At 62.6% G+C, this 13480-nt stretch carries 2 protein-coding genes; both read right to left on the minus strand.

The window, feature by feature from the left end; genetic code table 11:
* Positions 1-26 precede the first annotated feature (26 nt).
* The gene (locus ACPDZI_RS13375) at positions 27-11630 is read right to left on the minus strand and encodes a DUF5801 repeats-in-toxin domain-containing protein (RefSeq protein ID WP_438833291.1); all 11604 of its coding nucleotides are present in this window, start codon (positions 11628-11630) and stop codon (positions 27-29) included.
* Complete coding sequence (locus ACPDZI_RS13380; protein ID WP_438833292.1) at positions 11561-13360, minus strand: retention module-containing protein; 1800 nt, start codon at positions 13358-13360, stop codon at positions 11561-11563. The genes ACPDZI_RS13375 and ACPDZI_RS13380 overlap by 70 nt, the downstream gene beginning before the upstream one ends.
* Between the last annotated feature and the right edge of the window lie 120 nt (positions 13361-13480).

Here is a 13480-nt window from a genome sequence, read left to right on the forward strand (position 1 = left end):
AGGTATTACCCGGCCCCCTTGGCTGGTTACGGATCAACCTTGAGGTTGCCTTGATCCAGCAAGTCTTGAATGATCTGTTGATCTGTTCTTGTGCCTCCGAGAGTGAGATCCACATTATCGAAGAAGATGGTATGAGTTGTAGACGCACTTCCCGAACCATCCAAATCGATAGTTAATGTTGACTTGTTACTGCCAGGACCAGATGCGAAGTTGAAATACTGATCCAGCGTGGCAGCATTGGTATGCTCACCACTCAACAATTCACTCAGGTCGAGTACATCCCCATTAGCCCCAGTGGTGAAGTCCTTGATGGTATCAATACCACCGGCGTCACCCGCCATCCACTTGAAGGTATCCTTGCCAGTGCCACCGGTCATAGTGTCACTGCCTGCTCCTCCTATCAGCATGTCATCGCCACCACCACCAATCAGGATGTCGTTGCCAGCAAGACCACTGAGGACATTGGCATTGCCATCTCCTGTTAGAGAGTCATTGAACATGGAACCAATCAGGTTCTCCATGTTGCTCAAACTATCCGTACCTGCACCGCCAGTGATCTGGTTATTACCATTTACAGTGACAGTGACTCCTGCCGTACTATCAAGGTAGCTCGCGGTATCATTGCCACTGCCACCATTTAGGGTGTCATTACCCGCACCACCGACAAGAATATCGTTACCCTCACCACCATTCAGACTGTCATTGCCTGCTCCCCCAAGTAGGATATCGTTACCAGCATTTCCGTTAAGCGTGTCATTCCCTGAACCACCAATCAGGATTTCATCAAGGTAACTGCCCGTGAGAGTAGAACCACTCTGTACATCTACGAAAACCTTAGCCGGATCCGTCGTCGTACTGTTGGTGTAGTTGAATGAACCATCATAGGTACTAGGTGTTGCACTACCCGACGTGTCATCAAACACAATAGAACCAGCTCCATCAGTGACCGTGCCCCCGACAGCACCAGATACACCTGTGATTACTTGAGTGGCAGCCAATGGTCCAGTGTCATTGGCAAGCAGTGCCCAATCAGGAATAGTCGAAGGATCTTGATTGGTAATGACAAAGTCATCACGCACCACTGTAGGTCCGATAGCTGGGTTGATGATAAGAGACAGAGTGCTTGCAGCCGTGTCTCCATCATGGTCAATCACGTTGTAGCCAAATACCTGACTTATCCCACCAGACGGAATGACCGATGGCGGAGTAAAGGTATAGGCGCCAGTGTCCATATCAACTTTCAGGATGCCGCCAGCAACCGAGATAGACCATTCATTGGTAGCAGTGTTGAATGTTCCCGCAGAGGTACCACCGGTAACACTTGAGATGTCAGTTTTCTGGTCGTAATGGTAGGTAACACCAGCAACTGTAATAGAGCCAATCCATCCACCATCAGCACCGGTACTGGCTGTTAACCCTCCGTTGAGCAATTGTCCGGACAGTGGAGGTGCAACAACAGTGCTCAACAGCGTGGCTGCCAGTTGACTGAAGTCAGTCACAATCAACGAAGTTGTGTTCACCTCACTGACACCGTTATAGGCAATAGGATCCAATGCCGAGGCAGTTGAACCACTTCCCATACCTAGAGCAAATGAATTGATGTCATTTGCTTTCAGGAAATCAGCCCAGTCTTTTGCCTCCCCAGTGAGAGTGGTCCCATCGCCATCAATACCATCCCCTCCACCCAAGCTGTTGTTGCCATCAGGTACTGTGGCTGGACTACCGCTCAGAGCATTTGCATTAGGCTCACCATCAGACATGAAGTAAGAGACATTCTGGGCATTGGCCAGCTTGCCTGTATCGCCGAATGCTTTGATCGCCTCATTGAGTGCATCGTCATAGTTTGTTGAATCTGTTGATACCAGACCCAGGATAATCGCCTTGGCTGTATCCACATTGACCCAGACACCTGTCGGATTGGTCGCGGAAGTAGCAAATGTGATGATATTGACCATGACATTGCCATAAGCACTGTACTTGTCGAGCAACTCCAATGCTGATTTCTGCATGACTTGCATTCGAGTCATGCCTTGATAACCGGAGTCATAATCCATGCTGCCGGAAATATCGAGGATAAGCATCAGGTTGGTATTTTGAACCTGAGTTGCTTGACCTGCATTGGTTACAGGGTTTGCAGTTGGCACGTCGTCCTCGAAGCGGATATTGCCGCCAAGGTCCGCACTCACCGTCCCGGTCGCGGTGTCGTTGTCGCCATCCACCACCGTCACCGTCGCACTCAGCAGTACCTTGCCATTGGCCAGGCTGATGAGATTGTTGTCGTTGCTGTTGTCCACATCCTCCGGCAGATGGTCCAGCTCCGCCGACTGCGTCAGCGTCACCGTGCCATTGCTCGCCACGCTGATGCGGAACACCTCCCCGGCCGTGGTCGAGCCAACGATGTCGCTGCCCACCTTGGTCAGGGTGATTGCCAGCCCATTGCTGGTCAGCCCGCTGTTGCTGTCGGTCACGCTCAGGCTGTAGCCACTCACCGTGGTGGTGCCCGGACCGTCCGCGCCATAGCTCGGCACCGCCGCCGCCAGGAACGCCGCCGCAAAACTGCCGGTCGCCGTGTCACTGGCCGACCCGATGGTCTGCGCATCCTGGGTGGTCAGGGTGATGCCACTGTCCGCCACCGCGTTGATGGTCACGCTCGGCACGTCGTCCTCGAAGCGGATATTGCCGCCAAGGTCCGCACTCACCGTCCCGGTCGCGGTGTCGTTGTCGCCATCCACCACCGTCACCGTCGCACTCAGCAGTACCTTGCCATTGGCCAGGCTGATGAGATTGTTGTCGTTGCTGTTGTCCACATCCTCCGGCAGATGGTCCAGCTCCGCCGACTGCGTCAGCGTCACCGTGCCATTGCTCGCCACGCTGATGCGGAACACCTCCCCGGCCGTGGTCGAGCCAACGATGTCGCTGCCCACCTTGGTCAGGGTGATTGCCAGCCCATTGCTGGTCAGCCCGCTGTTGCTGTCGGTCACGCTCAGGCTGTAGCCACTCACCGTGGTGGTGCCCGGACCGTCCGCGCCATAGCTCGGCACCGCCGCCGCCAGGAACGCCGCCGCAAAACTGCCGGTCGCCGTGTCACTGGCCGACCCGATGGTCTGCGCATCCTGGGTGGTCAGGGTGATGCCACTGTCCGCCACCGCGTTGATGGTCACGCTCGGCACGTCGTCCTCGAAGCGGATATTGCCGCCAAGGTCCGCACTCACCGTCCCGGTCGCGGTGTCGTTGTCGCCATCCACCACCGTCACCGTCGCACTCAGCAGTACCTTGCCATTGGCCAGGCTGATGAGATTGTTGTCGTTGCTGTTGTCCACATCCTCCGGCAGATGGTCCAGCTCCGCCGACTGCGTCAGCGTCACCGTGCCATTGCTCGCCACGCTGATGCGGAACACCTCCCCGGCCGTGGTCGAGCCAACGATGTCGCTGCCCACCTTGGTCAGGGTGATTGCCAGCCCATTGCTGGTCAGCCCGCTGTTGCTGTCGGTCACGCTCAGGCTGTAGCCACTCACCGTGGTGGTGCCCGGACCGTCCGCGCCATAGCTCGGCACCGCCGCCGCCAGGAACGCCGCCGCAAAACTGCCGGTCGCCGTGTCACTGGCCGACCCGATGGTCTGCGCATCCTGGGTGGTCAGGGTGATGCCACTGTCCGCCACCGCGTTGATGGTCACGCTCGGCACGTCGTCCTCGAAGCGGATATTGCCGCCAAGGTCCGCACTCACCGTCCCGGTCGCGGTGTCGTTGTCGCCATCCACCACCGTCACCGTCGCACTCAGCAGTACCTTGCCATTGGCCAGGCTGATGAGATTGTTGTCGTTGCTGTTGTCCACATCCTCCGGCAGATGGTCCAGCTCCGCCGACTGCGTCAGCGTCACCGTGCCATTGCTCGCCACGCTGATGCGGAACACCTCCCCGGCCGTGGTCGAGCCAACGATGTCGCTGCCCACCTTGGTCAGGGTGATTGCCAGCCCATTGCTGGTCAGCCCGCTGTTGCTGTCGGTCACGCTCAGGCTGTAGCCACTCACCGTGGTGGTGCCCGGACCGTCCGCGCCATAGCTCGGCACCGCCGCCGCCAGGAACGCCGCCGCAAAACTGCCGGTCGCCGTGTCACTGGCCGACCCGATGGTCTGCGCATCCTGGGTGGTCAGGGTGATGCCACTGTCCGCCACCGCGTTGATGGTCACGCTCGGCACGTCGTCCTCGAAGCGGAACACGCCGTTGGCGCCCAGGTCCACAGACGCGCTGGCGCTATCGCCGTCGGCATCGGTCACGGTCTGCACCAGGGTCAGCACACCCTGACCCAGCGTCAGTGCCACGCTGTCATCCGCATTGGTGGTGTCGCCATGCCAGACGTTGTCCAGCAGGGCCAGGGTCACTTCCCCGGTGGTCGGGTTGATGGTCAGGGTGAAGTAGTCCACCCCACCGGCGCTGCCGGTGATGACGTTGCCCACCTGATTGAGCACGATGGCGGCACCCTGCCCGTTGGCCGCAGCCGGATCGACCGCATACAGGCCGCTCGCCACATTGGTACCGGTCAGCGCCAGGCTGTAGCCGATGCTGCCCGCCCCATCGGCCCCGAAGGCCGGGTTGAACTGGGCCTGCACATTGGCCGCGCTCAGGCTGGCACTGGCCACCCCGTCACCGCCAACGCCGCCCAGGCTGACCAGGCTTTCATCCACGGTCGTACCCAGACGCGGGGCTTCTTCTGCCAGCCCGGCCCGCGGGCCGTCATCCTCGAAGCGGAACACGCCGTTGGCGCCCAGGTCCACAGACGCGCTGGCGCTATCGCCGTCGGCATCGGTCACGGTCTGCACCAGGGTCAGCACACCCTGACCCAGCGTCAGTGCCACGCTGTCATCCGCATTGGTGGTGTCGCCATGCCAGACGTTGTCCAGCAGGGCCAGGGTCACTTCCCCGGTGGTCGGGTTGATGGTCAGGGTGAAGTAGTCCACCCCACCGGCGCTGCCGGTGATGACGTTGCCCACCTGATTGAGCACGATGGCGGCACCCTGGCCGTTGGCCGCAGCCGGATCGACCGCATACAGGCCGCTCGCCACATTGGTACCGGTCAGCGCCAGGCTGTAGCCGATGCTGCCCGCCCCATCGGCCCCGAAGGCCGGGTTGAACTGGGCCTGCACATTGGCCGCGCTCAGGCTGGCACTGGCCACCCCGTCACCGCCAACGCCGCCCAGGCTGACCAGGCTTTCATCCACGGTCGTACCCAGACGCGGGGCTTCTTCTGCCACCCCGGCCCGCGGGCCGTCATCCTCGAAGCGGAACACGCCGTTGGCGCCCAGGTCCACAGACGCGCTGGCGCTATCGCCGTCGGCATCGGTCACGGTCTGCACCAGGGTCAGCACACCCTGACCCAGCGTCAGTGCCACGCTGTCATCCGCATTGGTGGTGTCGCCGTGCCAGACGTTGTCCAGCAGGGCCAGGGTCACTTCCCCGGTGGTCGGGTTGATGGTCAGGGTGAAGTAATCCACCCCGCCCGCACTGCCGGTGATGATGTTGCCCACCTGATTGAGCACGATGGCGGCACCCTGCCCGTTGGCGGCCAGCGGGTCAACCGCATACAGGCCGCTCGCCACATTGGTACCGGTCAGCGCCAGGCTGTAGCCTATGCTGCCCGCCCCGTCGGCCCCGAAGGCCGGGTTGAACTGGGCCTGCACATTGGCCGCGCTCAGGCTGGCACTGGCCACCCCGTCACCGCCAACGCCGCCCAGGCTGACCAGGCTTTCATCCACGGTCGTACCCAGACGCGGGGCTTCTTCTGCCACCCCGGCCCGCGGGCCGTCATCCTCGAAGCGGAACACGCCGTTGGCGCCCAGGTCCACAGACGCGCTGGCGCTATCGCCGTCGGCATCGGTCACGGTCTGCACCAGGGTCAGCACACCCTGACCCAGCGTCAGTGCCACGCTGTCATCCGCATTGGTGGTGTCGCCGTGCCAGACGTTATCCAGCAGGGCCAGGGTCACTTCCCCGGTGGTCGGGTTGATGGTCAGGGTGAAGTAATCCACCCCGCCCGCACTGCCGGTGATGATGTTGCCCACCTGATTGAGCACGATGGCGGCACCCTGCCCGTTGGCGGCCAGCGGGTCAACCGCATACAGGCCGCTCGCCACATTGGTACCGGTCAGCGCCAGGCTGTAGCCGATGCTGCCCGCCCCATCGGCCCCGAAGGCCGGGTTGAACTGGGCCTGCACATTGGCCGCGCTCAGGCTGGCACTGGCCACCCCGTCACCGCCAACGCCGCCCAGGCTGACCAGGCTTTCATCCACGGTCGTACCCAGACGCGGGGCTTCTTCTGCCAGCCCGGCCCGCGGGCCGTCATCCTCGAAGCGGAACACGCCGTTGGCGCCCAGGTCCACAGACGCGCTGGCGCTATCGCCGTCGGCATCGGTCACGGTCTGCACCAGGGTCAGCACACCCTGACCCAGCGTCAGTGCCACGCTGTCATCCGCATTGGTGGTGTCGCCGTGCCAGACGTTATCCAGCAGGGCCAGGGTCACTTCCCCGGTGGTCGGGTTGATGGTCAGGGTGAAGTAATCCACCCCGCCCGCACTGCCGGTGATGATGTTGCCCACCTGATTGAGCACGATGGCGGCACCCTGCCCGTTGGCGGCCAGCGGGTCAACCGCATACAGGCCGCTCGCCACATTGGTACCGGTCAGCGCCAGGCTGTAGCCTATGCTGCCCGCCCCGTCGGCCCCGAAGGCCGGGTTGAACTGGGCCTGCACATTGGCCGCGCTCAGGCTGGCACTGGCCACCCCGTCACCGCCAACGCCGCCCAGGCTGACCAGGCTTTCATCCACGGTCGTACCCAGACGCGGGGCTTCTTCTGCCAGCCCGGCCCGCGGGCCGTCATCCTCGAAGCGGAACACGCCGTTGGCGCCCAGGTCCACAGACGCGCTGGCGCTATCGCCGTCGGCATCGGTCACGGTCTGCACCAGGGTCAGCACACCCTGACCCAGCGTCAGTGCCACGCTGTCATCCGCATTGGTGGTGTCGCCATGCCAGACGTTGTCCAGCAGGGCCAGGGTCACTTCCCCGGTGGTCGGGTTGATGGTCAGGGTGAAGTAGTCCACCCCACCGGCGCTGCCGGTGATGACGTTGCCCACCTGATTGAGCACGATGGCGGCACCCTGCCCGTTGGCCGCAGCCGGATCGACCGCATACAGGCCGCTCGCCACATTGGTACCGGTCAGCGCCAGGCTGTAGCCGATGCTGCCCGCCCCATCGGCCCCGAAGGCCGGGTTGAACTGGGCCTGCACATTGGCCGCGCTCAGGCTGGCACTGGCCACCCCGTCACCGCCAACGCCGCCCAGGCTGACCAGGCTTTCATCCACGGTTGCACCAAGTCGTGGCGCTTCTTCTGCCAGCCCGGCCCGCGGGCCGTCATCCTCGAAGCGGAACACGCCGTTGGCGCCCAGGTCCACAGACGCGCTGGCGCTATCGCCGTCGGCATCGGTCACGGTCTGCACCAGGGTCAGCACCCCCTGACCCAGCGTCAGTGCCACGCTGTCATCCGCATTGGTGGTGTCGCCGTGCCAGACGTTGTCCAGCAGGGCCAGGGTCACTTCCCCGGTGGTCGGGTTGATGGTCAGGGTGAAGTAATCCACCCCGCCCGCACTGCCGGTGATGATGTTGCCCACCTGATTGAGCACGATGGCGGCACCCTGCCCGTTGGCGGCCAGCGGGTCAACCGCATACAGGCCGCTCGCCACATTGGTACCGGTCAGCGCCAGGCTGTAGCCTATGCTGCCCGCCCCGTCGGCCCCGAAGGCCGGGTTGAACTGGGCCTGCACGTCGGCCGCACTCAGGCTGGCACTGGCCACCCCGTCACCGCCAACGCCGCCCAGGCTGACCAGGCTTTCATCCACGGTCGTACCCAGACGCGGGGCTTCTTCTGCCAGCCCGGCCCGCGGGCCGTCATCCTCGAAGCGGAACACGCCGTTGGCGCCCAGGTCCACAGACGCGCTGGCGCTATCGCCGTCGGCATCGGTCACGGTCTGCACCAGGGTCAGCACACCCTGACCCAGCGTCAGTGCCACGCTGTCATCCGCATTGGTGGTGTCGCCGTGCCAGACGTTGTCCAGCAGGGCCAGGGTCACTTCCCCGGTGGTCGGGTTGATGGTCAGGGTGAAGTAATCCACCCCGCCCGCACTGCCGGTGATGATGTTGCCCACCTGATTGAGCACGATGGCGGCACCCTGCCCGTTGGCGGCCAGCGGGTCAACCGCATACAGGCCGCTCGCCACATTGGTACCGGTCAGCGCCAGGCTGTAGCCTATGCTGCCCGCCCCGTCGGCCCCGAAGGCCGGGTTGAACTGGGCCTGCACATTGGCCGCGCTCAGGCTGGCACTGGCCACCCCGTCACCGCCAACGCCGCCCAGGCTGACCAGGCTTTCATCCACGGTCGTACCCAGACGCGGGGCTTCTTCTGCCAGCCCGGCCCGCGGGCCGTCATCCTCGAAGCGGAACACGCCGTTGGCGCCCAGGTCCACAGACGCGCTGGCGCTATCGCCGTCGGCATCGGTCACGGTCTGCACCAGGGTCAGCACACCCTGACCCAGCGTCAGTGCCACGCTGTCATCCGCATTGGTGGTGTCGCCGTGCCAGACGTTGTCCAGCAGGGCCAGGGTCACTTCCCCGGTGGTCGGGTTGATGGTCAGGGTGAAGTAGTCCACCCCACCGGCGCTGCCGGTGATGACGTTGCCCACCTGATTGAGCACGATGGCGGCACCCTGCCCGTTGGCCGCAGCCGGATCGACCGCATACAGGCCGCTCGCCACATTGGTACCGGTCAGCGCCAGGCTGTAGCCGATGCTGCCCGCCCCATCGGCCCCGAAGGCCGGGTTGAACTGGGCCTGCACATTGGCCGCGCTCAGGCTGGCACTGGCCACCCCGTCACCGCCAACGCCGCCCAGGCTGACCAGGCTTTCATCCACGGTCGTACCCAGACGCGGGGCTTCTTCTGCCAGCCCGGCCCGCGGGCCGTCATCCTCGAAGCGGAACACGCCGTTGGCGCCCAGGTCCACAGACGCGCTGGCGCTATCGCCGTCGGCATCGGTCACGGTCTGCACCAGGGTCAGCACACCCTGACCCAGCGTCAGTGCCACGCTGTCATCCGCATTGGTGGTGTCGCCGTGCCAGACGTTATCCAGCAGGGCCAGGGTCACTTCCCCGGTGGTCGGGTTGATGGTCAGGGTGAAGTAATCCACCCCGCCCGCACTGCCGGTGATGATGTTGCCCACCTGATTGAGCACGATGGCGGCACCCTGCCCGTTGGCGGCCAGCGGGTCAACCGCATACAGGCCGCTCGCCACATTGGTACCGGTCAGCGCCAGGCTGTAGCCTATGCTGCCCGCCCCGTCGGCCCCGAAGGCCGGGTTGAACTGGGCCTGCACATTGGCCGCGCTCAGGCTGGCACTGGCCACCCCGTCACCGCCAACGCCGCCCAGGCTGACCAGGCTTTCATCCACGGTCGTACCCAGACGCGGGGCTTCTTCTGCCAGCCCGGCCCGCGGGCCGTCATCCTCGAAGCGGAACACGCCGTTGGCGCCCAGGTCCACAGACGCGCTGGCGCTATCGCCGTCGGCATCGGTCACGGTCTGCACCAGGGTCAGCACACCCTGACCCAGCGTCAGTGCCACGCTGTCATCCGCATTGGTGGTGTCGCCATGCCAGACGTTGTCCAGCAGGGCCAGGGTCACTTCCCCGGTGGTCGGGTTGATGGTCAGGGTGAAGTAGTCCACCCCACCGGCGCTGCCGGTGATGACGTTGCCCACCTGATTGAGCACGATGGCGGCACCCTGCCCGTTGGCCGCAGCCGGATCGACCGCATACAGGCCGCTCGCCACATTGGTACCGGTCAGCGCCAGGCTGTAGCCGATGCTGCCCGCCCCATCGGCCCCGAAGGCCGGGTTGAACTGGGCCTGCACATTGGCCGCGCTCAGGCTGGCACTGGCCACCCCGTCACCGCCAACGCCGCCCAGGCTGACCAGGCTTTCATCCACGGTCGTACCCAGACGCGGGGCTTCTTCTGCCAGCCCGGCCCGCGGGCCGTCATCCTCGAAGCGGAACACGCCGTTGGCGCCCAGGTCCACAGACGCGCTGGCGCTATCGCCGTCGGCATCGGTCACGGTCTGCACCAGGGTCAGCACACCCTGACCCAGCGTCAGTGCCACGCTGTCATCCGCATTGGTGGTGTCGCCGTGCCAGACGTTGTCCAGCAGGGCCAGGGTCACTTCCCCGGTGGTCGGGTTGATGGTCAGGGTGAAGTAATCCACCCCGCCCGCACTGCCGGTGATGATGTTGCCCACCTGATTGAGCACGATGGCGGCACCCTGCCCGTTGGCGGCCAGCGGGTCAACCGCATACAGGCCGCTCGCCACATTGGTACCGGTCAGCGCCAGGCTGTAGCCGATGCTGCCCGCCCCATCGGCCCCGAAGGCCGGGTTGAACTGGGCCTGCACGTCGGCCGCACTCAGGCTGGCACTGGCCACCCCGTCACCGCCAACACCGCCCAGGCTGACCAGGCTTTCATCCACGGTTGCACCAAGTCGTGGCGCTTCTTCTGCCAGCCCGGCCCGCGGGCCGTCATCCTCGAAGCGGAACACGCCGTTGGCGCCCAGGTCCACAGACGCGCTGGCGCTATCGCCGTCGGCATCGGTCACGGTCTGCACCAGGGTCAGCACCCCCTGACCCAGCGTCAGTGCCACGCTGTCATCCGCATTGGTGGTGTCGCCGTGCCAGACGTTGTCCAGCAGGGCCAGGGTCACTTCCCCGGTGGTCGGGTTGATGGTCAGGGTGAAGTAATCCACCCCGCCCGCACTGCCGGTGATGATGTTGCCCACCTGATTGAGCACGATGGCGGCACCCTGCCCGTTGGCGGCCAGCGGGTCAACCGCATACAGGCCGCTCGCCACATTGGTACCGGTCAGCGCCAGGCTGTAGCCTATGCTGCCCGCCCCGTCGGCCCCGAAGGCCGGGTTGAACTGGGCCTGCACGTCGGCCGCACTCAGGCTGGCACTGGCCACCCCGTCACCGCCAACACCGCCCAGGCTGACCAGGCTTTCATCCACGGTTGCACCAAGTCGTGGCGCTTCTTCTGCCAGCCCGGCCCGCGGGCCGTCATCCTCGAAACGGAACACGCCGTTGGCGCCCAGGTCCACAGACGCGCTGGCGCTATCGCCGTCGGCATCGGTCACGGTCTGCACCAGGGTCAGCACACCCTGACCCAGCGTCAGTGCCACGCTGTCATCCGCATTGGTGGTGTCGCCGTGCCAGACGTTGTCCAGCAGGGCCAGGGTCACTTCCCCGGTGGTCGGGTTGATGGTCAGGGTGAAGTAATCCACCCCGCCCGCACTGCCGGTGATGATGTTGCCCACCTGATTGAGCACGATGGCGGCACCCTGCCCGTTGGCGGCCAGCGGGTCAACCGCATACAGGCCGCTCGCCACATTGGTACCGGTCAGCGCCAGGCTGTAGCCTATGCTGCCCGCCCCGTCGGCCCCGAAGGCCGGGTTGAACTGGGCCTGCACAGTGGCCGCACTCAGGGTGGCACTGGCCACTCCGTCGCTGCCAACGCCACCCAGGCTGACCAGGCTTTCATCCACGGACACAGAGCCCAATCCTTCAGAATTGGTAGTAAGGGTAACGCTGGGAACATCATCCAGAATGACCACATCCAGGCTGCCGCTGGTATTGTCACCATCGGTATCAACCAGTACGACGCTGAAACTCTCGCTAAGCGAATTGTCATTGGCAGGCTGGGTGTGGGTTTCACTCCCCCCAAGGTGTAGCTGTAGTTCACGCTACCCGTGCCGGTAACGGGATTGTAATTAATGCCGGTAACGATCAATTGGTTACCAAGTGGACTGATAATGGTTTGCGGGAAGGCTGTAACAGCTTGCCCATTGGTGACCAAGGCGACGCCTCCCAGCGTCAGACTCTGCACACCATCGGCTGCACTGAAGGTAAAAATACCGCTCTGAGTCACAGCAGCTGCATTTGGATTACTTCCTCCTGCCAATGAGGCTTCATTTAATGTCAGTTCTCCGCCCTCCAGCTGCAGACCGGCAAGCTCAACCGGCTCATCAACAGGAGTGATCGTGATAGTCAGTATGGACTGTACTGAATCTGTACCATCTGTGACGGTATAACTGACCGCTGGGACAGGGCCGTCATAATTGGTAGCTGGCGTAAACTGATAGCTGCCATCTGCATTGACCAGCAGGGTACCAACCCCGGCCAGAGTGACGGGGGTGCCCAAAGTCGTGTTGGCAAGCCCACCCCAGCTAAACCCGGTGACAGTAGCAGCCTGAGGCCCATCATTATCGACTGTGTTGTCAAGCAAATTGCCCGATACCGCCGCATCCTCCGTCACCACGACATTCTCGCCCTGATCAGCAAGATCATTGACTGGCGTGATAGTGAGTTCCAAGGTGGATTGGACCGTATCGGTGCCATCGGTAACCGTGTATACGACTGGGGGAACAGCACCGTCGTAGTTGGGAGCCGGGGTGAATGTGAAGCTGCCATCGCCATTCACGACAAGCGTACCGATCCCGTCGATTGTCACACTGGTTCCGACAGCCACATTGGCGTTGCCTCCCCAGCTGAAGAGCAGAACCGACGCAGCTGACGGCCCATCGGTATTGACCGTGTTATCCAGCAAATTGCCATTCAATACACCGTCTTCCGCAACAACCAGCTGCTCGCCCTGATCCGTCAGTTCATTGACCAGCAAGGGCTCTACTACTTGTTGTGTATCTACAACCGGCTCTGTCTGATATGTGGTGTCAAAGCCTGCGGCAGCAATGGTTGCATCACCAATACGGTCAATGGTGACAAAGCCACCATTGCCACTGGCACCGGCTACACCACCGATCCCACCACCACCGGCAGCAGGTGCCCCACCGGCAGCAGAAGCTTCAAAGTTTTGTGTCGGGTCTACCCCTTGCAGAATTGATTTTTGCAATGCAGCGATATCAGGAGAAGCTGCGGTACCCGCATCAGGGGCTCGAGGTTGACCAGGGGCTGATGCGTCATGAGCGGGAGCATCTGGAGTAGCGGCGGCTGGAGATTCGTCATAGGGAGCCAAAATCAGTTTGGCGTCATCTGCAATATTAAGCTTGGCCCCCGGCTGGAGGGTCTCGCCTTTTTGCAATGGGCGACTGCTTCCATCAGCCAGCACAATTTGAACACTGCCTTCAATGGAAGAAACCACAACCGTTTTGTCGATGATTTGAGTGCGCATATCCTTTGCTCCAACGTGACAGATCTCGATGTCTACACCATAGATGTCTGTACGCTTCGCATCCGTTGCAAAAATGTATTGAATTTGTTCCATCCTGGGGGGGTACAATGTATTAAATCGAAGGGTCTTTTTTATAATGTCAAATCAATCACTTGGTGACGTCTCAAACGAACCTAAAACAGAGCGGTGCCCTAAAAATACCTATTCATATTC

The organism is Aeromonas oralensis, from assembly GCF_049665575.1.
Lineage (GTDB): Bacteria > Pseudomonadota > Gammaproteobacteria > Enterobacterales > Aeromonadaceae > Aeromonas > Aeromonas hydrophila.